Origin of the sequence: Thioalkalivibrio sp. ALgr1, assembly GCF_000378285.1 — a bacterium.
Taxonomy (GTDB): domain Bacteria; phylum Pseudomonadota; class Gammaproteobacteria; order Ectothiorhodospirales; family Ectothiorhodospiraceae; genus Thioalkalivibrio.
Window position 1 is genome coordinate 280956 of record NZ_KB905133.1, and the last position, 22961, is coordinate 303916.

24 protein-coding genes are annotated in these 22961 nt (G+C 66.0%); 8 read left to right on the forward strand and 16 right to left on the reverse strand.

The features are described 5' to 3' along the window. Positions 1 to 22: 22 nt before the first annotated feature. Positions 23 to 544, forward strand: coding sequence for an RNA 2',3'-cyclic phosphodiesterase (thpR, locus tag F466_RS0105700; RefSeq protein WP_018138869.1), 522 nt, complete (start codon positions 23 to 25; stop codon positions 542 to 544). On the opposite strand, the gene F466_RS0105705 is transcribed toward thpR, so the two are convergent. Beyond that, positions 534 to 824: a hypothetical protein gene (locus tag F466_RS0105705; protein ID WP_018138870.1), complete on the reverse strand. Its 291-nt coding sequence runs from the start codon at positions 822 to 824 to the stop codon at positions 534 to 536. The genes thpR and F466_RS0105705 overlap by 11 nt on opposite strands. Positions 825 to 828: 4 nt before the next feature. Continuing rightward, positions 829 to 1776, reverse strand: a complete 948-nt coding sequence (locus F466_RS0105710; protein WP_018138871.1) for a sodium-dependent bicarbonate transport family permease — start codon at positions 1774 to 1776, stop codon at positions 829 to 831. Between the two features lie 166 nt (positions 1777 to 1942). Between F466_RS0105710 and F466_RS0105715 the strand changes: the two genes are divergently transcribed. Beyond that, positions 1943 to 2521, forward strand: coding sequence for an NAD(P)H-dependent oxidoreductase (locus F466_RS0105715; protein WP_018174416.1), 579 nt, complete (start codon positions 1943 to 1945; stop codon positions 2519 to 2521). Between the two features lie 46 nt (positions 2522 to 2567). Then, positions 2568 to 3830, forward strand: coding sequence for a cytosine permease (gene codB, locus F466_RS0105720; protein ID WP_018174415.1), 1263 nt, complete (start codon positions 2568 to 2570; stop codon positions 3828 to 3830). A gap of 18 nt (positions 3831 to 3848) precedes the next feature. Here codB and F466_RS13385 read toward each other — a convergent pair whose 3' ends face one another. Then, on the reverse strand, positions 3849 to 4154 hold the full coding sequence (locus F466_RS13385; protein ID WP_081601208.1) for a hypothetical protein: 306 nt from the start codon (positions 4152 to 4154) through the stop codon (positions 3849 to 3851). Positions 4155 to 4382: 228 nt separating this feature from the next. Between F466_RS13385 and F466_RS0105725 the strand changes: the two genes are divergently transcribed. Continuing rightward, a complete protein-coding gene (locus F466_RS0105725; protein ID WP_018138874.1) occupies positions 4383 to 4763 on the forward strand; it encodes a DUF2237 family protein in 381 nt (126 codons plus the stop codon). 33 nt (positions 4764 to 4796) lie between these two features. Here the strand turns inward: F466_RS0105725 and F466_RS0105730 are convergent, their stop codons facing one another. After that, positions 4797 to 5552 (reverse strand): DUF3581 family protein, encoded by a 756-nt coding sequence (locus F466_RS0105730; protein ID WP_018138875.1) that lies wholly within the window; start codon positions 5550 to 5552, stop codon positions 4797 to 4799. Positions 5553 to 5608: 56 nt separating this feature from the next. After that, positions 5609 to 7489 (reverse strand): DNA helicase RecQ, encoded by a 1881-nt coding sequence (gene recQ, locus F466_RS0105735; RefSeq protein ID WP_018649344.1) that lies wholly within the window; start codon positions 7487 to 7489, stop codon positions 5609 to 5611. 187 nt (positions 7490 to 7676) lie between these two features. On the opposite strand from recQ, the gene F466_RS0105740 reads away from it, so the two are divergent. Beyond that, positions 7677 to 8675, forward strand: a complete 999-nt coding sequence (locus F466_RS0105740) for a diguanylate cyclase (RefSeq protein ID WP_018138877.1) — start codon at positions 7677 to 7679, stop codon at positions 8673 to 8675. Continuing rightward, positions 8676 to 10493 carry an ABC transporter ATP-binding protein/permease gene (locus F466_RS0105745; RefSeq protein WP_018993638.1) on the forward strand — a complete coding sequence of 606 codons (1818 nt, stop codon included), beginning with the start codon at positions 8676 to 8678 and terminating at the stop codon, positions 10491 to 10493. 1 nt (position 10494) lies between these two features. Here F466_RS0105745 and iscX read toward each other — a convergent pair whose 3' ends face one another. From iscX to F466_RS0105795, 10 genes are all read right to left on the reverse strand, one after another. Further along, positions 10495 to 10698, reverse strand: coding sequence for a Fe-S cluster assembly protein IscX (gene iscX, locus F466_RS0105750; RefSeq protein WP_018138879.1), 204 nt, complete (start codon positions 10696 to 10698; stop codon positions 10495 to 10497). Positions 10699 to 10708: 10 nt separating this feature from the next. Then, entirely contained in the window at positions 10709 to 11047 is a 339-nt protein-coding gene (fdx, locus tag F466_RS0105755) for an ISC system 2Fe-2S type ferredoxin (protein WP_018138880.1), read from the reverse strand. Positions 11048 to 11051: 4 nt separating this feature from the next. Next, positions 11052 to 12935 (reverse strand): Fe-S protein assembly chaperone HscA, encoded by a 1884-nt coding sequence (gene hscA / locus F466_RS0105760; RefSeq protein WP_018138881.1) that lies wholly within the window; start codon positions 12933 to 12935, stop codon positions 11052 to 11054. 30 nt (positions 12936 to 12965) lie between these two features. After that, complete coding sequence (gene hscB, locus F466_RS0105765) at positions 12966 to 13490, reverse strand: Fe-S protein assembly co-chaperone HscB (protein WP_018993639.1); 525 nt, start codon at positions 13488 to 13490, stop codon at positions 12966 to 12968. 118 nt (positions 13491 to 13608) lie between these two features. Then, positions 13609 to 13932 carry an iron-sulfur cluster assembly protein IscA gene (gene iscA / locus F466_RS0105770; RefSeq protein WP_018138883.1) on the reverse strand — a complete coding sequence of 108 codons (324 nt, stop codon included), beginning with the start codon at positions 13930 to 13932 and terminating at the stop codon, positions 13609 to 13611. A gap of 7 nt (positions 13933 to 13939) precedes the next feature. After that, a complete protein-coding gene (gene iscU / locus F466_RS0105775) occupies positions 13940 to 14350 on the reverse strand; it encodes a Fe-S cluster assembly scaffold IscU (protein WP_018138884.1) in 411 nt (136 codons plus the stop codon). A gap of 54 nt (positions 14351 to 14404) precedes the next feature. After that, positions 14405 to 15628 (reverse strand): IscS subfamily cysteine desulfurase, encoded by a 1224-nt coding sequence (locus F466_RS0105780; RefSeq protein WP_018138885.1) that lies wholly within the window; start codon positions 15626 to 15628, stop codon positions 14405 to 14407. Positions 15629 to 15655: 27 nt separating this feature from the next. Beyond that, the gene (locus tag F466_RS0105785; RefSeq protein WP_018138886.1) at positions 15656 to 16150 is read right to left on the reverse strand and encodes an Rrf2 family transcriptional regulator; all 495 of its coding nucleotides are present in this window, start codon (positions 16148 to 16150) and stop codon (positions 15656 to 15658) included. A 57-nt stretch (positions 16151 to 16207) separates the two neighbouring features. Continuing rightward, positions 16208 to 17035 carry a serine O-acetyltransferase gene (gene cysE / locus F466_RS0105790; RefSeq protein ID WP_018174409.1) on the reverse strand — a complete coding sequence of 276 codons (828 nt, stop codon included), beginning with the start codon at positions 17033 to 17035 and terminating at the stop codon, positions 16208 to 16210. Positions 17036 to 17092: 57 nt separating this feature from the next. Further along, entirely contained in the window at positions 17093 to 17836 is a 744-nt protein-coding gene (locus tag F466_RS0105795) for an RNA methyltransferase (protein ID WP_018138888.1), read from the reverse strand. Between the two features lie 149 nt (positions 17837 to 17985). Between F466_RS0105795 and F466_RS0105800 the strand changes: the two genes are divergently transcribed. Further along, positions 17986 to 18798, forward strand: coding sequence for an inositol monophosphatase family protein (locus F466_RS0105800; protein WP_018138889.1), 813 nt, complete (start codon positions 17986 to 17988; stop codon positions 18796 to 18798). A gap of 1009 nt (positions 18799 to 19807) precedes the next feature. Here the strand turns inward: F466_RS0105800 and F466_RS0105805 are convergent. Continuing rightward, positions 19808 to 21664 (reverse strand): thioredoxin domain-containing protein, encoded by a 1857-nt coding sequence (locus tag F466_RS0105805; protein ID WP_018993640.1) that lies wholly within the window; start codon positions 21662 to 21664, stop codon positions 19808 to 19810. A gap of 253 nt (positions 21665 to 21917) precedes the next feature. Between F466_RS0105805 and F466_RS0105810 the strand changes: the two genes are divergently transcribed. After that, a complete protein-coding gene (locus F466_RS0105810) occupies positions 21918 to 22901 on the forward strand; it encodes a MerR family transcriptional regulator (protein WP_038038618.1) in 984 nt (327 codons plus the stop codon). Positions 22902 to 22961 lie beyond the last annotated feature (60 nt).

A 22961-nucleotide genomic window follows, 5' to 3' on the forward strand; every position in this document is an offset into this window, starting at 1 on the left:
GACCGGGTCGAGGAGAGACGCCTTGAGCGACGCACGCCGCGTGTTCCTCGCGCTGTGGCCCGACGACACCACGCGCGGGATGCTGGATGACGAAGCGCAACGCCTGATTGGCCCGGGACGGCCCGTCCCCCGGGGCCACCTGCACCTGACGCTGGCCTTTGCCGGCACCATCCCGGCCACCCAGGCCGACTGTATCGCCCGGGAGATGGGTACGCTGGGGCAGGAGGCCTTTCCGCTCACACTGGACCGGCTCGGCCATTTCGAGCGGGCGCACGTCAGCTGGATCGGGCCCTCCGCGACACCGGCCGCGCTCGACACGCTCGCGGCCCGGGCGCGCGACCTCACCCGAGCCTGCGGCGCCACGCCAGAGGATCACTCGTTCCGGCCGCACGTGACCCTGCGCCGCTTCGCGCGTCCGCCCGAACGCGAGACGCCCGAGCACGCGATCCACTGGAACGCGACGGAGGTCGTGCTGATCGAATCCGGCCAGGGTGGCAACCCCGGCCCCTACAAGGTCCTCGCGCGGGTCCGGCTCAGTTCTTGAGCGTGACCGGGGATGTGAACATCAACAGGCCATAGTCCGCCTCGTACTGCTCCTTGAACTGTTTGGCAATGCGGTCGCACAGGTCCGGGGAACCGACCACTTCAAGCTTGATGTTGCCGCCCTGGCGCCAGTTGCCCCGGCGCTTGCCATGTTTGCCCCAGCCCCGGGTGTCGGACACGGTGTAGCCAGCCGCGCCCTGGCGGCGCACCTCCTCGATCAGAATATCCTCGAGGATGGCCTCGGCCACCACCGTCAACAGCAGCATCTCCTCCGATTGCATTGTCCTAGCCTCCCAGCGAGTAGAGCCACTGGGTCATCCAGAAGTACAGCGGGACGCCCAGGAAGATATTGAACGGGAAGGTGACCCCCAGCGAGGCCCCGATCGACAGCGCGGGGTTGGCCTTGGGTACCGCGATGCGCATGGCCGCGGGTGCGGCGATGTAGGACGCACTCGCGTACAGGGTAGCCAGCAGCAGCGTACCACCCAGGCTCATGCCCAGGCCCCAGCCCAGCAGGATCCCGAGGATCGCCGAGACCACCGGCATCACGATCGCGAACACCACCAGGAACAGCCCGTACTGGCGCACCTCGGCGATCCGGCTGGAGGCGACCAGCCCCATCTCCAGCAGAAACAGGGCCAGTACGCCCTTGAACAGATCGAAGAACATCGGCTCCAGTGGGTCCATCAATTCGGGACCGGCCACGAAGCCGATCACCAGCCCACCGGCGAGCAGGAAGATGCTCTTGCCGAAAAAGACCTCGTGCATGGTCTTGCCCCATTGCACCGGTCCCTTCGTGCCCATGCGTGCCAGCAGGATGCCGATCACCAGCGCCGGCATCTCCAGCAGCACGAGGAAGACCACCATGTGACCCTCGTAGTCGATCCCGCGGGCTGCGAGAAAGGCGACCGCTACCGAGAACGTCACCACGCTGACCGAGCCGTAGTGTGCGGCGATGGAGGCCGAATCCGCGCGCGGCATATGCCCCAGCCAGCGCAGCACTGGGAACGCCAGCAGCGGGATCAGGGCCCCGACCGTCAGCACCGCAAGGCCGGGCAGAATCAGCGGCACCAACTCGCTCTCGGCCAGTTTCACGCCGCCATGCAACCCGATGGCCAGCAACAGATAGATCGACAGCGCCTCGTAGATCGCCATCGGGATCTTGAGATCCGACTTGGCCAGCCCGGCAATTGCCCCGAGCAGGAAGAACAAAACTACCGGATCAAAAGCCATTTCCACCCGTCTCCGTTACTGCGCTGCAGCACCCGGAATATCGTAGGGCAAACTCGAATCAATGTGCATCGATCCGCCGCTGCTACTGGCAGTAAAGCCAGACGGCTTCAGTGATGGGCTACGCTCGTAATGAGTGGTTTGTTCCCGAGCTGCCGGAGGCTGGCCGATGACACGCATCCTGATCCTGCAGGGCCACCCGGACCCGGCCGAAGGCCACTTCGACCATGCGCTGGCGGACGCCTACCGCGAGGGTGCCGAGCGTGCAGGTCTCGCAGTGGATGCGTTCCCGATCGCCCAGCGTGACTTCCCGCTGCTGCGCAGCCAGGCCGAGTTCCTGGAGGAGGCCGTGCCCCCGGCGATCCTCGAGGCACAGGAGTTGATCGAGGTCGCCAACCACCTGGTGCTCGTCTACCCCCTGTGGATGGGCGATATGCCGGCGCTGGTCAAGGGCTTCCTGGAGCAGGTCTTTCGGCCATCCTTTGTGGGTGACGGCGACATGAACCAGTTGCGCCATACCCGGCTGAGGGGCCGCTCGGTGCGTATCGTCGTCACCATGGGCATGCCGGCACCGATCTACCGCTGGTTCTATCGCGCGCACAGCCTGAGGAGCCTGGAGCGCAACGTCTTCCTTTTCTGCGGCTTCAGCCCCGTGCGCCACACCCTGATCGGGCAGTCCGGGGGCAATGCCGCTAGCCGCGAACGCTGGCTGGAAAAAATGAGGGAGCTGGGAGGTCAGGCGAAGTAGCACGACCATCGGTACACTCCCCCGGACCCCCAGCCAACGGACGCGTGTGAACCACAACGATCACCCCCTGAGCGAAGTACCGGACCACGCCCGCAAGGGGTTCTGGTCCATGACCGTGGTCCTGTTCGGGTTCACTTTTTTCACCTCGACCCTCTGGGCCGGCGGCTCGCTCGGCACCGCCTTCAGCTTCGGCGAACTGATGGTGGTGATTGCGCTTGGGAATCTCCTGCTCGGAGCCTATGCGGCCACACTCGCCTACATCGGCTGCAAGAGCGGGCTGCACACAGTGCTGATGGGGCGCTTCTGCTTCGGCGAGTGGGGCAGCAAGCTCTCCGACGTGATCCTCGCGTTCACCCAGATCGGCTGGTACGCCTGGGGTACCGCAACGGTTGCGATCATACTGGTCGAGACCACCGCCCTCCCCGAACCCATGGAGGTCGGACTGATGGTGCTGTTCGGCTTCGCCTTCTGCATCACCGCGATGATCGGCTACCGTGGTCTCGACTGGCTCTCCCGCGTCGCCGTGCCGGTAATGCTGCTGTTTATCCTGTTCACGCTGTTCATTGGCGTGGGCGAGGTCGGCGGCCCCGGCGGTCTGCTGGGGCAGGATCCGGAAACAGAGATGGGCTTCGGCTCCGCGCTCACCATCGTGATCGGGACGTTTGTCGGCGGCGCAACACTGGCGACCAACTGGACCCGCTTCGCGCGCACACCCCGCATTGCGGTGATCGCCACCCTGGCGGCCTTCGTCTTGGGAAATGGGTTGATGGTACTGACCGGCGCACTGGGCGCGCTGATCTATCACGAGGCGGACATCGTCCACGTGATGCTGGCGCAGGGGTTCGTGACCTTCACGCTGCTGATGCTGCTGCTGAACATCTGGAGTACTCAGGACAACACCATCTACAACTTCGGCGTGGCCGGTTGCAATCTGCTGCGCACCCAACGCAGGCGCCTGGTGACGGTACTCGGGGCCGCTATCGGCACGGCACTGGCGGTGGCCGGGATGTATGACTACCTGGTGCCGTTCCTGATCCTGCTGGGGACCTTCATCCCGCCGCTGGGGGGTGTAATCATGGCCGATTACTGGCTGCGCCACCGGGGGCAGTATCCACAACTGGCCAACACCCGGCTCCCGAGCTTTCACTGGCCGGGGCTGCTGGCCTACGCCGCCGGCTCGGCGGCCGCGTACTACTCGCCCGTCGTGCCGCCACTAGTTGGTGTGGTGGCCGCCACCGCGGCCTATGCGGTTCTGATGAACCCGGCCCTACCCGCCGCGCTGCGGGCGCGACGGGCAGAGAATCGCTAAACCATCCGGGAAGGTTGATCAGAGATCAGGCGTCGGCGGGGTCGGCGGCTCCGGCAGGTCGGACGGATCCGGCAACGGGCCATCCCCCGGCGAGGGCGGGCTGGACGAACGCGGCGGCTTGGGCAGGTCCGGGCTGCTGCCACCGCGCTGCTGTCCCGGGGGTGTTCCGCCATGGCCCGGGGGCGGATTGCCTCCGGCCGGGGTACCACCACTGGCCCCGGGCGAGCCCCCCGGCGGGCCACCGGGGCCCGGTTGCGCCTGAGCGGTGCCGACCGTGAACAAGGCGCCCAGCGCCGCCGCCAATACCCAACGTTTCGTCGACATCATGTCACCTACTCCTTGTGTGGATTCCTGCCCGTGAGTCCGCGCGAAAGGCCCGGGCGTTCCGGCACACCCGAAAAACTGCCAATCCCTTCACACTATGCAGTCGCTTCGCGAGACCTTACGCCGTCGTTCCAGGATGAACTCTCATCCCCTGTGCAGGAACCACTCGGTACGCTGACGACTTCGATATCCTGCCAAGGTAGATCATTCACCAGGAGATGCTGACTGATGCAGCGCTTCGAGTCCCGCAACGTCTTTGGTCGCCCGCTGGAACCCTGCGGCACCGATCCCGTCACCGGCTTTTATCGCGACGGTGACTGCGCGACCGGCCATGACGACCAGGGCATTCACACCGTCTGTGCCGAGATGACCGAGGATTTTCTGGAGTACTCGCGCGCCAGAGGGAACGACCTGAGCACCCCCAACCCGGCATTTGGATTTCCGGGTCTGAAGGCCGGGGATCGCTGGTGTCTTTGTGCGGGGCGCTGGCTGGAGGCCTACAAGGCCGGCTGTGCGCCCGGGGTATTCCTGCGCGCCACGCACGAGGAGACGCTGGCGATCATCCCGCGCGATCTCCTGGCCGAACACGCGCGCGATACGGCCGAGTAGATAGCGACTCCGAAGGATGCGGAGTCGGCGGAGCTAGCCGGCCACCCGCCGTGCACGGCTCTCGCCGCTGTAGGCGGCCTTCCAGCTCTCGTAGTCGGCCACCAGTTGTTCGACGTCCGCGGCGTCGTACGGGCGCAGGCCGCTCAGCACCAGATGCTTGCTGCCTTCGGCCACGACGGCCTGGTCGATCACCAGCTCGTAGTCGAGGCGGATCTCGCCGCGCTTGCCGTTGACGGTCATCACCGCATCCTTGAGCCGCGGTTCCGGGACACCGGCCGTTGCGGCCAGCGGCTCCGGCAGGCTGAAGCCCATGCGCTCGTACATCACCAGCGGGCGCTTGGGGTTCACCATCACCCCGTGCTCCTCCATCAGCGGCACGAGCACATGCGGGAAATTCTGCCCGGAGAAGCTGACGTAACTGCGGATCAGCGATTCGATCACATCCGGATCATCGATCACACGCCCGGAGCGCTCGACCTCGATCACGCTCTTGCCGCCGTCTGCCGTAATGGCGAAGGCATCGCCCGGGGTGTCCGGGAAGATCAGCGGCACATGTCCGCCCACCATACTGGTGAAGCGAAAATGCATGTTCGCGCTCGCGCCGAAGGTATCCAGCACCAGGGCAAACAGCAGATCGCCGGGCACACAGAAACGCCGGTTGTCGGCATCATGGATCGGGTTGAAGTCGCCCGCCAGCGTCTTGGCGAAGTCGCTACCCTGCTCGGGGGTAACCACCACCTGGCCATCCCGGAGTTCGTAGAAATCTTTCAGAAAAGGGGTATGGCTCACGCGGTCTCCCCGGCTGTTGTTGTCTTGTTATCGGGCCTGTCCCGGCGTTTGCACCACTATAGCCCGAAATGCCCCTCGATGGCCCGGATGAACGCGTCGCCGTAGCGCTCGAGCTTGTGCTGCCCCACCCCGGTAATCCCGGCCATCTCCTCGGGCGTACGCGGCGCGCTGGCCACCATCTCCAGCAGTGTGGCGTCGGAGAAGATCACATACGGCGGCACCCCCTGCTCGCGCGCCAGGTCCGTGCGCAGCGCCCGCAGGCGCTCCCACAGACCCCGGTCTTCCGGGTCCATCGCGGATACGCTGCGCGCTGTGTCGCGGCGTGCGGGCCGGGCCTGCCGCGCCGGACGGGCCTGCTCCTCGCGCAGGTGGATGGACTCCTCCCCGCGCAGCACGCCCCGGCAGGCCGGATCCAGGCGCAAGCCGCCGTGGCCCTCGTCATCCAGCCGCAGCAGACCTCGGGCCAATAGCTGGCGCACTACCCCGCGCCACTGCATCTTGTCCAGTTCGGTGCCGATCCCGTAGGTACTCAGCCGGTCGTGCCCGAGCCGCTGCAGGCGCTCGCTCGAAGACCCCCGCAGCACGTCGATCACATGCCCGGCCCCGAAGCGCTCGCCGGTGCGGTAGATGCAGGACAAAAGCTTCTGAACCGGCACAGTGGCATCCCAGGTCGCGGGCGGATCCGTGCAGTTGTCGCAGGTCCCGCAGGGTTCCGGCATGTGTTCGTCGAAGTACGCCAGCAGAGCCTGGCGGCGGCAGCTGGTGATCTCGCAGAACCCCAGCATCGCGTCCAGTTTCTGCTGCTCGATGCGCTGGCGCTCCGGGCCGGCCTGCGAGCCCTCCAGCATCTGGCGCAGGGTGACCACGTCCTGCAGGCCGTAGACCATCCAGGCATTGGCCGGCAGCCCGTCGCGCCCCGCGCGCCCGGTCTCCTGGTAGTACCCCTCCAGGCTCTTGGGCAGGTTCATGTGCGCGACGAACCGCACGTTGGGTTTGTCGATCCCCATGCCGAACGCGATCGTGGCCACCATGATCACGCCCTCTTCGCGCAGGAAGCGGGTCTGGTTTTCCGCGCGGGTCCGCGCCGAGAGGCCCGCATGGTAGGGCAGCGCGGGAATCCCCTGCTCCGCCAGCCACTCGGCCAGGGCGTCGACCTTCTTGCGCGACAGGCAATAGACGATGCCCGCCTCGCCGGCGTGCTCCTCACGGATAAAGCGCAGCAGGCGGTCGCGCGGCGTGCCCCCGCGCCCGCCATCGGCCTGAGCCACACGATAGCGGATGTTGGGGCGGTCGAAGGAACTGATGAACGCGCGGGCCTGTTCCAGCCTTAGCCGTTCGCGGATCTCCTGGCGAGTCGGCCCGTCGGCCGTGGCGGTCAGCGCCATGCGCGGGACATCCGGGAAGTGTTCGGCCAGCACCGCGAGCTGGCCGTATTCCGGGCGGAAGTCGTGACCCCACTGGGAAACGCAGTGCGCCTCGTCGATCGCGAACAGGGCCAGCTCGATCCCCTGCAAACGCTCCAGCATGCCCGAGGCAAACAGCCGTTCTGGGGACAGGTACAGGAGATCCAGTTCGCCCGCATGGAGTGCGGCCAGCACACCGCGCGCGGTCTCGGCGTCCTGACCGGAATCCAGGCTGGCCGCGGCCACCCCGTTCTGGCGCAAGGCCGCCACCTGATCCTGCATCAGCGCAATCAGCGGCGAAATCACGACCGCACAGCCCGGGCGGGCCAGCGCCGGCACCTGGTAGCAAAGCGACTTGCCACCACCAGTGGGCATCAGCACCACGGCATCGCCACCGGCGATCACATGCTCGATGACCGCCTGTTGCTGGCCACGAAAATCGGAATAGCCGAAGGTCTCGCGCAGGATGTCCAGCGGCGCAATGGCCGGGGCGCTTCCCTGCGCGTGCCCGGCGGCGAGACGTGTCGGTTCCAAAAGAAACTCCAGGGACTGGCAAACTCCGAAGCCTGCCGAATGCCAGCGGAAGCTGCAAGCCTCGAAACTGCCCGACCCGCCGGGGCGCTCTCTTCCGTCGCGACTGGTACGAATCAACTGCCACCGTGTACATTGGGCATCACCCCGCCCGACCCGTATCCACCACCAGACGTGATGGTCCGAAAGCATGCGCAATTCGGTTGACGAGGAAGTCCGCAGCGCGGTCCGCGAGTACCTGGATGCCTGGTTGCGGCACCGGGATGCAAACGAGGTGATGGCACTTAACGCCGAAACCGTCTGTGGTTTCGGAACCGGCATGGACGAGGCGGCGTTCTCGCCCGACGAGGCCGCTTCGATCATTCGGCGCGATATCGAGCAGGCCCCGGAGCCCTTCGACTACATGATCCAGCACGAGCACGTGACCTTTCCGCATCCGGAGGTCGCGATCGCGATGATCACGTTCGCGATGCACACCCGGATCCACGGACAACAGATCAGGCTCAACGAGTTGAGGGGCAGCCTGGTTTTTCGACGCACCGACGACGGCTGGCGTCTGGCGCACCTGCACGGCTCGTTCCCCACCACTGTCCACGGGGCCGACGAGCCCTACCCGATCAAGGAACTGGAGGACCGCGCCCAGGTCCTTGATCGCATGGTCAGCGAACGCACGCGGGATCTCGAGGCCGCTCAGGAGCACCTGGAGCGCCTGGCCACCACCGACCCCCTGACGGGGCTGCACAACCGCCTGAAGGGTAACCATGCCCTCGAGGAAGCGATCCTGCAGGCCCGCCGGGACGCGAGCCCTCTGACCGCGATCCTGATGGACCTGGATCACTTCAAGACCATCAATGACCAGCAGGGGCACGCTCGCGGCGACCATGTCCTGCGCGAGACCGGACACCTGCTGCGCGACCGCATTCGCAGCTCCGATACTGCCGCACGCTGGGGTGGCGAGGAGTTCCTGATCCTCTGCCCGAACACCACAGCCGAACAGGCCGCGAATCTCGCCGAGGCCCTGCGCCATGCGATCGAGGCACATGACTTCGGGACCGCCCCACCGCTGACCGCGAGCTTCGGGGTTACCGGCCACCAGCCGGGGGAGTCGGCCGAGAACCTGATCGCGCGCGCGGACGAGGCGCTGTACGCGGCCAAGCGCGCCAACCGCAACCGCGTCGAAACCGCCTGAATGCGTGGGCACACGGCGCATCCGGATGCACCGCCCCCCGGGGCGGTGAACTGGCGCATCCTCAAGAGCCTGCTCCCCTATCTGGCGAAGTTTCGCGGACGGCTGATCCTGGCGCTTGTGCTGATGGGCCTGGCCAAGCTGGCCACGGTCGCGATCCCGCTGGCGCTGAAGTACATCGTCGAGCACTTCGAGGACGCCGGTACCGAGGCACTGGTCGCCGTACCGGTGGCCCTGGTGATCGGCTACGGTCTGTTGCGCTTTGGCAGCACGCTGTTCGGCGAGCTGCGCGACGCGGTATTCGTGCGCGTGGCGGAGCGCGCGATGCGCCGCGCCTCGCTGCGCGTGTTCCAGCACCTGCACCGGCTGGAGCTGGGTTTTCACCTCGCGCGCGAGACGGGTGGTCTGGCGCGCGACATCGAGCGCGGCACCAGCGGCATGAGCTTCCTGCTGCGCTTTACCGTATTCAACATCCTGCCGACCCTGATCGAGATCGCGCTGGTCGCGGTGATCCTGCTGATCGCCGTGGGGCCGGTATTCATGGTCACGGTGCTGGTGGCGGTCGCGGTCTACATCGCGTTCTCGATCTGGATCACCGAATGGCGCACGCGCTTCGTGCGCGAGGCCAATCTGCGCGACAACGAGTCCAACACCCGCGCGATCGACAGCCTGTTGAACTACGAGACGGTCAAGTACTTCGGCAACGAGTCCTTTGAGGCCGCGCGCTACGACCGCGGGCTGGCCGCCTGGGAGCAGGCGCGCACCAAGAACGTCCTGTCGCTGGTGCTGCTGAACTCCGGGCAGGCCCTGATCATCGCCGCCGCGATCACCGTGATCATGCTGCTGGCCACGCGCCAGGTAGCCGCCGGCGAGATGTCACTGGGGGATCTGGTGATGGTCAACGCCTACATGATCCAGCTGTTCATGCCGCTGAACTTCCTCGGCTTCGTCTATCGCGAGATTCGCCAGTCACTGGCCAACATCGAGCGGCTGTTCGGCCTGCTGGAAAAACCGGTTCAGGTGGAGGACCGCCCGGATGCCCCCGATCTAGAAGTCCGGGCGGGCACGGTGCGCTTCGAGCATGTGGAATTCGGCTATCACGCCAACCGGCGCATCCTCGAGGACGTCTCGCTGGAGATCCCGGCCGGTCACAAGCTGGCCGTCGTCGGCCCCAGCGGCGCCGGCAAATCCACCCTGGCGCGCCTGCTGTTCCGCTTCTACGACGTGGACGGCGGGCGCATCACGATCGACGGGCAGGACATCCGCGAGGTGACGCAGGCTAGTCTGCGCCGGGCCATCGGCGTGGTGCCGCAGGACACCGTGCTGTTCAACGACACCATCCGCTACAACGTCGCCTACGGCCAGCCAGGCGCGGACGAGGAGGCGATTCGTCGCGCAGTGCGCCTCGCACACCTGGACGACTTCATCGCACAACTGCCGGACGGGCTGGATACGGTTGTCGGGGAACGGGGGCTGAAGGTCTCGGGCGGGGAGAAACAGCGGATCGCGATCGCCCGCATGCTGCTGAAGGACCCACCGATCCTGGTCTTCGACGAGGCGACCTCGTCGCTGGATTCGGGCTCGGAGAAGGCGATCCTGCGCGCGCTGAACGAGGTCTCGGCACGGCGCACCACGCTCGTGATCGCGCATCGGCTGTCGACGGTGATCGACGCCGAACAGATCGCGGTCATGGAGCACGGCCACGTGGTCGAACGCGGCACACACCGCGAGTTGCTGGCCCTCAAAGGTGCCTACGCGCGGCTATGGCGCCACCAGCAGGAAGAGGCCGAACAGCCCCATCCGGCGACGCCTGGCGAATAGCTCAGTCGTCGACGTCGGCCTCTTCCATCCAGGCGGCCTGGATCGCCTCGAGGATGCGCTCGCCGGAACGGTTCGGGTCGTCGTCGAACTCCGGCAGCTCCATGACCCACTGGCGCAGGTCCATGAAGTTGATGTTGCGCGGGTCCACGTCCGGGTGTTCGTCCGCCAGCTGGATCGCGATTTCCTGGGTATCGGTCCACTTCATAGCCGTGCCCTCAGTGGTTCTCGGAGACCTGGTTGATGGTGTATTTCGGCAGCTCGACCACCAGATCGGTGTCGGCCACGATCGCCTGACAGGACAGTCGGGAGTCCGGCTCCAGACCCCAGGCCTTGTCCAGCATGTCTTCCTCGTCCTCGGTCGGCTCCTCGAGGGTGTCGAAGCCCTCGCGTACATAGACGTGACAGGTGGTACAGGCGCAGGACTTCTCGCAGGCATGCTCGATCTCGATCCCGTTTTTCAGGGCGAGATCGCAGATGCTGATCCCCGGCTCGGCCTCGATGGAGGCCCCCTCCGGGCAGATTTCCTCGTGGGGCAGAAAGATTACCTGGGGCATGTTGTCAGTTCCCTGCGTCGTATTCGCTAACGTTGTGTCCGGCGAGCGCGCGCCGGATGCTGTCATTCATGCGCCGCGCGACAAAGGCCTCGGAGGCCTGTTCCACGCGCTTGCGCGCTGCCTCGATGGCGTCGGGATCGGCACCCTTCTCGCGTTCGGCGCGCAGCGCATCGCGCGCCTGCTCGATGGTCTGGCGCTCCTCGGCCTCGAGGTAGCGATCGCCGTCCGTCTCCAGCGCGGCATCCAGCGCCTCGAGCACGCGGTCGGCCTCGACCTGCTCCTCGCGCAAGCGCCGCGCCTCCATGTCCTCGCGCGCGGAGGAGGCGGAATCGCGCAGCATCTGCTCGATCTCGCTGTCGGTCAGGCCATAGCTGGGCTTGACCTCGATATGCGCCTCCACGCCCTGGGTCTGCTCGCGCGCGGTCACGTTCAGCAGCCCGTCGGCATCGACCTGGAAGGTCACGCGGATACGCGCGGCCCCGGCCACCATCGGCGGGATACCGGACAGGGTGAAACGCGCCAGCGAGCGGTTGGCATCGACCACATCACGCTCGCCCTGCACCACGTGCAGCGACATCGCGGTCTGGCCGTCCTTGAAGGTGGTGAAGTCCTGCGCGCGGGTGGCCGGGATCGTGGTGTTGCGCGGGATGATGAACTCGACCAGTCCCCCCATCGTCTCCAGCCCCAGCGACAGCGGGATCACGTCCAGCAGCAGGAGCTCGGTATCGGGCTTGTTGCCGGCCAGGATGTCCGCCTGCTGGGCCGCCCCGATGGCCACCACACGATCGGGATCGATCCCGGCGTGCGGCGCGCGGCCAAAGAACGCTTCCACCGCCTCGCGGACCGCCGGCATGCGCGTGGAACCACCGACCAGCACGACCTCGTCGATCGCGTCCGGCGCCAGGTCGGCATCTTCCAGCACCTGGCGGCAGGCGGCCATCGTCCGGTCCAGCAGCGGCCGGGCCAGCTCCACCAGCGTCGCGCGGTCGAGCTCCGCCGTATAAGTCGAGCCATCGGCGCGCACGACCTCGACGCGAGTGCTGTCGGCGTCGGTCAGGGCCTCCTTGGCCTCGCGCGCGGCCAGCAGCACGCGGCGCAGACGCTGCGGGTCGGTTTCGCCGGTCATTCCGGCCTGATTCAGCAGCCAGTCCGCGATCGCGCGGTCGATGTCATCGCCGCCCAGGGCGGAATCGCCCCCGGTGGCCAGCACCTCGAACACACCCCGGCGCAGCTGCAGGATGGAGATATCGAAGGTCCCGCCACCCAGGTCATAGACCGCAATGGTGCTCTCTTCGCCCTGGTCCAGGCCGTAGGCCACAGCCGCGGCGGTCGGCTCGCTAATCAGCCGCAGGACGTTCAGGCCCGCCAGTTGCGCCGCGTCGCGCGTCGCCTGGCGTTGCGGATCGTCGAAGTACGCCGGCACGGTAATAACCACGCCTTCCAGCTCGTCGCCAAGCGTGGCTTCGGCGCGTTCGCGCAGAGTATTGAGGATGTCGGCCGAGACCTCCACCGCCGTCTTGTCGCCGGCCGCCGTCTCGATCCGCGGAACGCTGGAGTCCCCGGTTTTCAGCCGAAACGGCAATTCGCCCGACAGCGTGGCCACATCCGCCACGCCTCGACCGATCAGGCGCTTGACCGAGGCAATGGTGTTGTGCGGATCATCCGCCGCATGCTCGGCCGCCGCGTGCCCGACGCTTACCGCATCCGGCGCGTAGTGCACCACAGAAGGCAGGATATGCCGGCCCTGCTCGTCCGGCAGGGTGTCGGCCACGCCACTGCGCACGGTGGCGACCAGCGAATGCGTGGTGCCGAGGTCGATCCCGGCCGCCAGGTGCCGCCGGTGCGGGGCGGAGTCGGCTCCGGGTTCGGTGATCTGCAGTAACGCCATCGAAATTCGGCTCCTTCACACGGCGGCGGCTCAGCCGCGCGCCAGGTTCTGTCGGGTTCGTTTCAGCTCCGCCAGCAAGCGGTCGAAAAAGCGCAGCTCGAGTACGCGATCTTTGGCCTGCGCCGCGGGCGATGTCGGATCGGCCAGGGCCTCGGCGACCTTCGAGCGCGTTTCGTCGCGGGCCTTTTCCAGCTCCATCCCCACCGCGTCCAGTTCCTCGCGGTCGCCGGCGGATTCGGCATCTTCCAGGCGTTCACGCCACTCGATCTGGGCCTCGATGAACTCGATGTTCTGGCTGGTATCGCGTTCTGCATCGAACGCAATCCCACCGCGCTCCAGCAAGGCCACCGCACGGCGGTAGTCGTCGTCGAGAATGGCATAGGCCTCGTTGACATCGGCCGCCATCGCCGCAGCCATGCGCCGCGCCTGGTCGCCCTGACGCACGAAGCGGTCGGGGTGCAGCTCGGCCTGCAGGCGCTTGAAGCGCTCGGCCAGCTGCTGACGGTCGATCTCGAAAGCGACCGGCAAGTCGAACTGCTCGAAGGGGTCGGTCATGACGTCCTGTGGTCCTCGCAACAAGAGGCTGGCATCGGGCACGGGCGCCCAACGCAAAACGGGGTGGGACAGTGGCTGCCAGGCAACCACCATGCACCACCCCGGATGCGTGCATCAGTCAGATGCTGAAGCTTTCACCGCAGCCGCACCGGGCCTTCTCGTTCGGGTTATTGAACCTGAAACCCTCGTTCAGGCCTTCCTTGCCGAAATCCAGCTCGGTGCCATCCAGATAGACGAGCGACTTCGGGTTGACCACCAACTTGATGCCACGATCCTCGAACACCGTGTCGGTGTCCTCGATATCGTCGGCGAACTCGACCACGTAGGCCATGCCCGAGCAGCCGGTCGTCCTGACCCCGAGGCGCACGCCCACACCCTTGCCACGCTGGGCAAGAAAGCTCTGGATGCGCTCGGCTGCCGGTTCGGTCAGTGTAATCGCCATAGACACCTCAGGCGGTCTTCTGCTCGGCCTGCTCGTCCTGACCGTGCCGCTCCTGATAGTTGGAGATGGCTGCCTTGATCGCGTCCTCGGCCAGCACGGAGCAATGGATCTTCACCGGCGGCAGGGCCAGTTCTTCCGCAATCTGCGTATTCTTGATCTGGCTGGCCTCGTCCAGGGTCTTGCCGCGCACCCATTCGGTGAGCAGCGAACTGGAGGCGATGGCGGAGCCACAGCCGTAGGTCTTGAACTTGGCGTCTTCGATCACGCCTTCGTCGTTGACCTTGATCTGCAGCTTCATCACATCGCCGCAGGCCGGGGCGCCGACCATGCCGGTACCGACGGAGTCATCGTTCTTGTCGAAGCTGCCGACGTTGCGCGGATTTTCGTAGTGGTCCAGAACCTTGTCACTGTAAGCCATGACCGTTCTCCTATTGCGTAGTACGCGTTGCGTTCGTGGTGCCGAGCCGGTGGCCTAGTGGGCCGCCCACTCGACGGTGCTCAGATCGATGCCGTCCTGATACATCTCCCACAGTGGGGAGAGCTCGCGCAGCTTGGCGACTGCGGCGCGCACGATCTCGACCGTATGGTCGACCTCCTCGACGGTCGTGTAGCGACCGATGGAGAAGCGGATCGAGCTGTGCGCCAGCTCGTCGTCGCGACCCAGTGCTCGCAGCACGTAGGACGGCTCCAGGCTCGCCGAGGTACACGCCGATCCGGAGGACACGGCGATGTCGCGCAGCGCCATGATCAGGCTCTCGCCCTCGACGAAGTTGAAAGAGACATTCAGGTTGTGCGCGACCCGCTGTTCGGCGTCGCCGTTCAGGTAGACCTCTTCCATGCCGTCGAGGCCCGCCCACAGGCGGTCGCGCAGCATGCGGATGCGCTCGAGTTCGGTACCCATTTCCGCGCCGGCAATTCGGAAGGCCTCGCCCATGCCGACGATCTGGTGAGTCGCCAGCGTGCCAGAGCGCATACCGCGTTCGTGCCCACCACCGTGCATCTGCGCCTCGATGCGCACCCGCGGCTTGCGGCGCACATACAGGGCACCGATGCCCTTCGGCCCGTAGGCCTTGTGCGCGGAGAAGCTCATCAGGTCTACCGGGAGTTTGGACAGATCGACCGCGACCTTGCCGGCGGACTGGGCCGCGTCCACGTGGAAGACGATCCCGTGCTCGCGGCACAGATTGCCAATCGCCTCGATGTCCTGGATCACGCCGATCTCGTTGTTCACGTGCATCACGGAGACGACGATCGTGTCGTCCCGGATCGCATCCTTGAGTTCCTGCAGGTCCACCAGGCCGTTCTCCTTCACGCCCAGATAGGTGACCTCGAAGCCCTCGCGTTCCAGCTGGCGCGCGGTGTCCAGCACGGCCTTGTGCTCGGTCTTGACCGTGATGATGTGCTTGCCCTTGCGCTGGTAGAAATTCGCGGCACCCTTGATCGCCAGGTTGTCGGACTCGGTGGCGCCGGAGGTCCAGATGATCTCCTTCGGGTCGGCGCCAACCAGCGCAGCAACCTGCTCACGGGCATTCTCCACGGCTTTTTCCGCACCCCAGCCGAAGCTGTGGCTGCGCGATGCCGGGTTGCCGAACAGGCCGTCCTTGGTCAGGCAGCCGGTCATCTTCTCGGCCACACGCTCGTCGACCGGCGTGGTCGCGGAGTAGTCCAGGTAGATGGGCAGTTTCAGGTCACTCATTATGCGTTCACTCCTTACGCAGCCGCCTCAGGCGGTCGCATTGCTCGATTTGGTTGCATCGCCCTTCAGGGCGTTGCCATGCACGACCACTTCCTTCACGCCATCCTGCTCCTTCTGTGCCCGATGCCGTTCCAGCACATCCGCCAGCGTCCGGTTGCTGAGAAAGTCGTAGAGCTGCTGGCTGAGATCCGTCCACAGATCGTGCGTCAGACAGCGCGATTCGGAATTGCAGTTGGCCTTGCCGCCACAGCGCGTGACATCCACGGGCTCGTCGACCGCGACGATGATATCGGCCACCGAGATACCCTCGGGCTCCCGACTCAGCGCATAACCACCGCCCGGGCCGCGACTGCTGTTCACCAGCCCCTGCCGGCGCAGCCTGGAAAAAAGCTGCTCCAGATAGGACAATGACAGTTTCTGGCGTCGCGCCACCTCGGCCAGCGATACCGGGCCGTTCTCGGTGTGCATCGCCACGTCCAGCATGGCAGTGACGGCGTAGCGCCCTTTGGTCGTCAGTTTCATGGCTGTGTCTGCTTCCTGCTCATTTGACGTGCAGCTTAGAATAACCGACCAAAACGATCAAGTATTCCCCTGCTGTTTACGTTCTTGTTGGCTTTCCGCAGGCCGAGGCACTTCGCATTCGTCCGGCTCCAGCCCCTCCAGATCGCACGGCTCGATCGGCCTCGAATCCGCATCGCCCACCACCTCGCCGGGGTCGATCCCCGCACGCTTCAGGGCCTGGCAGGCCTTGTCCATGCGCTCGTCCAGCTCATGCACTCGGTGCACGATCCGATGAATCGCGTTGGCCACCGGGTCGGGCATATCGCGCGCAACACCGTAGGCATCGAAACCCAGGCGGTCGGCCATCTGCTGAAACCGCGGGTCCGGCTCCGGCCGCGGACCGATGACCCGCGCCGGGATCCCGACCGCCGTCGCATCCGCCGGGACATCCTTCAGCACCACTGCATTCGAACCGATGCGCGCGCGGTCACCCACGTGGATCGGGCCCAGCAGTTTGGCCCCCGCACCGATGACCACCTCGTCGCCCAGCGTCGGGTGGCGTTTGCCGCCCTCCCAACTGGTACCGCCGAGGGTCACCTGGTGGTAGATCGTGCAGTCATCGCCGACCTCGGCGGTTTCGCCGATCACCACGCCCATACCGTGGTCGATAAAGAAGCGCCGCCCGATCTTCGCGCCCGGGTGGATCTCGATCCCGGTCACCCAGCGACTGAAGTTGGCAATCACCCGCCCCAGCCAGCGCATGCGATGGTTCCACAGCCAGTGCGCCAGCCGGTGATACCAGAGCGCATGCAGACCGGGATACGCCGTCACCACCTCGAAGGCGTTGCGGGCGGCGGGGTCGCGTGCGAACACGCAGCGAATGTCCTCGCGCATCCTGTCAAACATGGCCGGGCCTCATTCCTGAGTCATTTACTAAGGTATCACTTCCGCGCGCGACCCGTCTCAGCGGCCACGCTCCGTGTGCGTCAATATGCCGCGCAGCATGCGCACCTCGCTGGCACTGAGCCCCGCGCGCATGTAGAGGTGGCGCAGGCGCCGCATCAAATGGCGCGGGTTCTCGGGATCCAGCACCTCGATGGTCGTCAGCGCCTGCTCGAAATGACTGAACAGGCCCTCCATCTCCGCCTGGGTCGCCAGCGGGTCGCGCGCATCCTCGGGCTCGGCCGCAGCCGCGGCCCCAACCGACTCCCCGGCCAGGGCGGCCATGCGCAGCGCATAGGTCATCACCTGCACGCTGCCGGCGAGGTTCAGGGAGCTGAAATCCGGGACGGTCGGGATCTGGACAAAGGCGTTGCAGTGATCCAGCTCGGTATTGGTCAGCCCGCTGTGCTCGCGCCCGAACACCAGCGCGACCGGCCCCTCGGACGCATGCGTCAGCACCTGTTCGGCCGCAATATCCGGGCCCAGCACGGGCACAGAGTGCGTGCGCAGCCGGGCGCTGGTCCCGATCACCCACACACAGTCCGCGACCGCAGCCGCCAGGTCGTCCACCACCCGTGCCCGCGCCAGCAGGTCATCGGCCCCGGAGGCCAGCGCCGTGGCATCGGCATGCGGGAACCGCTCCGGCGCCACCAGCACCAGATCGGTAACCCCCATGGCCTTCATTGCACGCGCGGCGGAGCCGATGTTGCCCGGATGCGTCGTACCGACCAGCACGACCCGCACCCGGCCCAGGCGTTGCTCCATATGCGGAACCCCCTTCGTTCAAGGCGTCGGATTGTACACACCGGTGCCTGCGACTTCCCAAAAAAGAGCCGCTTGTGTATTGTTCGCGGCCTTTCCGCGGCGCGTGCGCGCGCCCGCTGGACACCCCTCAGAACACCAGGAGACACCCCATGCACCCCATGCTGAACACGGCGGTATCGGCGGCTCGCGAAGCCGGACGCATCACCACCCGCGCCTGGGGACGACCGGATCGCATGAACACGCGCGAGAAGGCCCGCAACGACTGGGTGTCGGATGTCGACCTCTCCGCCGAGCAGGCCATTGTGCAGACGTTGCGCCGCGCCTATCCCGACCACACCATCATGGCGGAAGAAGGCGGGCAGCAGGACGGAGCCGACGGCGAATACGTCTGGATCATCGACCCGCTGGACGGCACCACCAACTACCTGCGCCAGATCCCCCAGTACGGCATCTCCATCGCACTCAAGCACAAGGGGCGGCTGGAGCAGGCGGTGGTCTACGACCCGCTGAAGGAAGAGCTGTTCACCGCGACGCGGGGTGCCGGGGCGTTTCTCAACAGCCGCCGGATCCGCGTGTCCGACCGCAAGGACCTCAACGGCGCCCTGCTGGGCACCGGCATCCCCTTCCGCGAAGGCCAGGATCTGGAGCGCTACCTGAGCAGCCTGCGCCACCTGGTGCCCGGCACCGCCGGTGTACGCCGCCCGGGCTCTGCCGCGCTGGATCTGGCCTGGGTCGCTTGCGGACGCTTCGATGGCTTCTGGGAGATGGGCCTGCAGGCCTGGGACATCGCGGCAGGCCTGCTGCTGGTGCAGGAGGCGGGTGGCGTTGTCAGCGACTGGGCCGGCAACCCGGACGTGCTTCGCCGCGGCGATGTCGTCGCCGGCAACCCGAAGGTGCTCAAGGCCATGCTGCAGCGCCTGCACCAGGCCGAAAAAGAACGCGCCGCCCAAGCGAACGACTAAACCCTCCCCTTCGCGCCCTGCCGGGCTAACGCCCCGGTAGGCGCGCACCCCGACCACCTTCCGCGCCGTTTAGGCTGAGCCTGTTTCGTCCTCTGGCGTTTACCGTGGCTTCGTCCGACCGCCTACCATATTGTGGCCGGCCCGGTTCGGCACCCGGTGTATACGTGCCTTCGGTCCGCATACTGCCGTGCGCTCACTCGCGAGCGCGCCGCGAGGTACTTTCTTGCTAGCCCAAGAAAGTACCCAAAGAAGGGCACCCGGATTCCGCCCGGGAACCTTGCTCCAGGGCCCTCGGGCCGGCGGCGCTGAAACTCGCTACGCCTTCGGCTTCGCTCAGACAGTCAGCGCCCCCGTTTTTATTTTGAATCTTCCGTCCCGAGAACCCTTCCGCAAGGGGCTTCATACGGGGGACGAAGGTCAAAACAGAAGGTATCCCCATGCCTGCAGTCAATCTAGCCTTCGTAGGGTGCGGTTGAGCGTAGCGAAACGCACCGTTCCGGCGTCGGGGCAACCCTGATGCGATTCGCTGCGCTCATCGGCATCCTACCCTTAGCGCCCGCTTGCGGGCGCGGAACGCCATGGCCGTAGGCCGCGCGTGCCCAAGCTGTCCGAAGACCTAGCCTCCGTCCATAAGCACAATCGCCGGGACAGCCGTTGTCTTGACCTTCACCCCCGTTGTCGTCGCGCCGAGTGGAGAGGGTTTTCGCGGGACGATTCAAAATAGAAACGGGGGCGCTGACTGTCTGAGCGAAGCCGAAGGCGCAGCGAGTTTCAGCGCCGTCCGCGAAAACCCTCGGAGCGAGGGAAACCCCGGCACAGCGGGCCGAGGTCGCGGCAGTCGGGCGTGTTTCTTGGGTACTTCTTTGCACGAGCAAAGAAGTACCTCGCGGCGCGCTGGCGAGACAGCGCTTGGCAGGCGGCCGGCCGAAGGCACCGTAAACACCGGGGGTCGAACCAGACCCAGCCTCCACGGCGCCGGACAGGTGCGCCGCACGCCGGGCGCTGGCGATCAGTCGCGTTCCTCGAACCAGAGGATCAGCCGCGCATGATGCTTCGGCTGCCCCTCGACTCCGCGCCCCGGGCGCAGGTCGTACTCCTCGAAGGCCGTCTTGAGCGTCTCGCTCTCCTCCAGCCACTCTTCGGTCATCCGCAGGATCAGAGTGGTCGGCGACGGCCGGTGAACCGCTGGATGGAAGCGTTGCGAGATCATCCCGGGCAGCGGGGGTTCCGGCTCGGACCGAAAGCCGTCGTCGTCGCGGAAACGCTCCCAGGCCGTCTCCAGCAAGGCGATTGCGTTGTCGCGATCACCACTGTCGCGCGTCGAATCCCAGTCACGCAGCCCCTGGGCAACATAGGCGTAATCGTTCAGCGTCGCCTCACCGGCATCCTCGCTCGGGAGGCCCATCAGCGTCGGCAACTCATCAGGCGACTCGGCCACCTCCAGCAACCACGAGCGCACGGCCTTTCCGGCCTCCTCGAAGCGCTCGTCGTGGTCCGCCGCCAGCGCCAGCGCGGACAGCAGGAGCCCGTGCGCCCCGGTCAGGACCTTTTCATCGCGCGGCAGACCGCGCTCCTCGCGAGCCTGGATCAGGGCCTCGCGGCCTCTGTCCACCTGCTCCTGCACCACCTCCTCGTCGAGCTCGAAGCGCTCGGCCAGTTGCGTGATGGAATCGCCTCCACGCGGCAGGTATCCGAGGTCGAACACCGAGGCGCCTTCCATCCCGAAATAGGCCCGCACCAGTTCCGGGTTCTCGTGATCCGCCAGCGCAGCGTCGAGATCCTCCTCCGGCCACAGGTATGCGCCGCCCTCGCGCCCCTGCTCGTCGATAGCCGAAAGACTGGCGGCGAACCCACGAAAGCCATCGGGACCGACGTCGGCCTGTTCGCCCAGATCATCCTCGCGCAGGGCCATGTCGCGCTTCACGAAATCGAGATTCTCCAGGCCGATATCGATCCAGTCGTCACGATCGAAATGCGTACCCGCCTTGAGGTAAAGCCAGGCCAGCTGGGCCTGGTCCTCCAGCATCACCTCGAAATGTGGCTCGTCCCAGTCCGGCGACTCGGAATAACGAAAGAACCCGCCACCCAGTACGTCACGCAATCCGGACCCGCCCATCTCGTCCAGGGTGATCTCGAGAAACTCCGGGACCCAGTTCGGCGCCTTGCCGGCCTGCTCGGCTTCGAGCATCGCGCGCAGCCACGGCGAGTGCGGAAACTTGGTTGAACTCCCGAACCCACCCTGGAGGTCATCGGCCTCGCGTTCCATCGCGTTCCAGAGGACCTGCGGCAGACGCGCCGCCCGGCTGTCGGACATGGGCTCTTCGCCCTTGCGCAGCTGCTCGGAGAGCTCGTCACTGCCGCGTCGGGCGAGATCCAGAAGCCGGTCATAGTCGGCCTCGAGGCGGTCGGCAATGCCATCCAGGAACTCCGCGAACTGATCACGCGGGGCATACACCACACCGGTCAGCGCGTACCCCTCGGGCGTGACCACCACGTTCAGGGGCCAGCCAGTCGCCCCGGCGGTGGCGCGCTGAAACTCGAGCAGATAGGTATCGAGCGCACCGTTCACCTCGCGATCGACCTTGACCGGGATGAAATGCTCGTTCAGGCGCTCGGCGATGCCTTCGTCCTGGAAGCTCTCCTCCTGCATGACGTGGCAGTAATAGCAGGAGTAATACCCACTCGAGATCAATAACGGGCGCTGTTCCTCGCGGGCTTTCTCCAGCAGCGCAGGATCCCAGGCACGCCACTTTACCGGGTCGTCGACATGCAATCTGAGGTACGGGGAAATACTTTCTGCCATTTCGGGATTGGCCTGCACCGGCATGGCCACAGCCCAGGACAGGGCTGTAATCACGGCCAGCATAGAACCTCCCCGAATGACCGGATGTCGCGCTCTGTGTCCGTCCTGCGGCATTGTTCGCCTCCGTATGGGATCCTTTGCCCTATTAGGGGACTAAACCCCGTTCGGGTTCATTCCAACAGAACCCCCCATGAAGGCCTGGTGGCCAATCGCGGGGGGAGCGGTCGAGGCCGGGGTTGACGGCAACCATCAGTACGGCCGATGCTCGGCCCGAATACGCAGTACATGATCCGTACAGATGCTGTACAATTAACCTATGGCCAGCGCGACACAATTGGGCACATCCGAACAGGAAGGTCTTTATCCCATCCGCCACGTGTGCGCGGAGACCGGGATCAATGACGTCACTCTGCGCGCCTGGGAGCGTCGCTACGGGCTGATTCGCCCGATGCGCACCCCCAAGGGTCATCGGCTATACAGCGCAGACGACATTGCCCGCATCAAGCGCATCCTGGAGCTGCTCGATCAGGGGATTCCGGTCTCCCAGGTCCATCGTGTCCTGGCCAGCGAAAGCGCAACGGTGGAACCGCCCCCCTCGTCGCATACCCAATCCGAAGCATCCGCCAGCCGCAATCGCACGGGCACCAGCAAACCCGGTATCGCCCCTCACACGCTCGACCCACTGGCCGAGGCGCTCTATTCCTCTGCCGCGGAACTGGACACGGCTCAGCTGGAGAGGACCTACGCGCGCCTGGTTATGCGCCACGGCTGGAACGGCGTGCATGAAAGCGCCTTTCTCGAGGTCTATCGGCGCCTGCGGGAAGAATCGCGGCACTCGCCCGAAGGCGAGGTTCGCCTGGCGGTTTTCGCGGCCTGGGCCACCGCGGCCTTTGCCGATCAGCTGCGCGCAGCGATCCGGGCCTGCGAAGGTCCCGCCATTCCTTGCCTGGTCCTGGGCGGCGGGCACCAGCAGGTTGGCGGCATGCTCCTGCAACTGGCCTGCGCCCGGCGAGGCCTCAAAACACTGCCCCTGTTTGACGCGACCAGCCCCGAGGCCCTTGAGGCGCTGGTGAAACGCCAGTCCGCGCCTGCCGTGATAATCCACGGCTCCTCGCAGCTGATGCGCTCCCCCGAACTGCCGCGCATCGAGGCTATCCTGAATCGCCCCGGGCCTCGCTGCTATCTGGCGGGTTCCGCGGCGCTCGAACTCTCCCAGGTGAATCACCAGCGCGAAATCGAAGTGTTGCCCGGCGCGCCGCTCGAAGCGGCCGAACTCCTCAGCCGACAACTGCCTCACTGAGCCGGTCCACCACGGCTCGTGGACTCCGGCCAACCTCCGAGCGCGAACGACCACCCGACG

Coding starts and splice junctions, on each gene's coding strand:
- F466_RS0105745 (WP_018993638.1), top strand. CDS start 8,676: ATGCGTGGGCACACGGCGCATCCGGATGCACCGCCCCCCGGGGCGGTG.
- hscA (WP_018138881.1), bottom strand. CDS start 12,935: ATGGCGTTACTGCAGATCACCGAACCCGGAGCCGACTCCGCCCCGCAC.
- iscX (WP_018138879.1), bottom strand. CDS start 10,698: ATGAAGTGGACCGATACCCAGGAAATCGCGATCCAGCTGGCGGACGAA.
- iscA (WP_018138883.1), bottom strand. CDS start 13,932: ATGGCGATTACACTGACCGAACCGGCAGCCGAGCGCATCCAGAGCTTT.
- F466_RS0105805 (WP_018993640.1), bottom strand. CDS start 21,664: ATGCTGGCCGTGATTACAGCCCTGTCCTGGGCTGTGGCCATGCCGGTG.
- iscU (WP_018138884.1), bottom strand. CDS start 14,350: ATGGCTTACAGTGACAAGGTTCTGGACCACTACGAAAATCCGCGCAAC.
- F466_RS0105705 (WP_018138870.1), bottom strand. CDS start 824: ATGCAATCGGAGGAGATGCTGCTGTTGACGGTGGTGGCCGAGGCCATC.
- F466_RS0105725 (WP_018138874.1), top strand. CDS start 4,383: ATGCAGCGCTTCGAGTCCCGCAACGTCTTTGGTCGCCCGCTGGAACCC.
- F466_RS0105780 (WP_018138885.1), bottom strand. CDS start 15,628: ATGAGTGACCTGAAACTGCCCATCTACCTGGACTACTCCGCGACCACG.
- F466_RS0105710 (WP_018138871.1), bottom strand. CDS start 1,776: ATGGCTTTTGATCCGGTAGTTTTGTTCTTCCTGCTCGGGGCAATTGCC.
- F466_RS0105740 (WP_018138877.1), top strand. CDS start 7,677: ATGCGCAATTCGGTTGACGAGGAAGTCCGCAGCGCGGTCCGCGAGTAC.
- F466_RS0105715 (WP_018174416.1), top strand. CDS start 1,943: ATGACACGCATCCTGATCCTGCAGGGCCACCCGGACCCGGCCGAAGGC.
- F466_RS0105810 (WP_038038618.1), top strand. CDS start 21,918: ATGGCCAGCGCGACACAATTGGGCACATCCGAACAGGAAGGTCTTTAT.
- cysE (WP_018174409.1), bottom strand. CDS start 17,035: ATGTTTGACAGGATGCGCGAGGACATTCGCTGCGTGTTCGCACGCGAC.
- F466_RS13385 (WP_081601208.1), bottom strand. CDS start 4,154: ATGTCGACGAAACGTTGGGTATTGGCGGCGGCGCTGGGCGCCTTGTTC.
- hscB (WP_018993639.1), bottom strand. CDS start 13,490: ATGACCGACCCCTTCGAGCAGTTCGACTTGCCGGTCGCTTTCGAGATC.
- fdx (WP_018138880.1), bottom strand. CDS start 11,047: ATGCCCCAGGTAATCTTTCTGCCCCACGAGGAAATCTGCCCGGAGGGG.
- F466_RS0105795 (WP_018138888.1), bottom strand. CDS start 17,836: ATGGAGCAACGCCTGGGCCGGGTGCGGGTCGTGCTGGTCGGTACGACG.
- F466_RS0105785 (WP_018138886.1), bottom strand. CDS start 16,150: ATGAAACTGACGACCAAAGGGCGCTACGCCGTCACTGCCATGCTGGAC.
- F466_RS0105800 (WP_018138889.1), top strand. CDS start 17,986: ATGCACCCCATGCTGAACACGGCGGTATCGGCGGCTCGCGAAGCCGGA.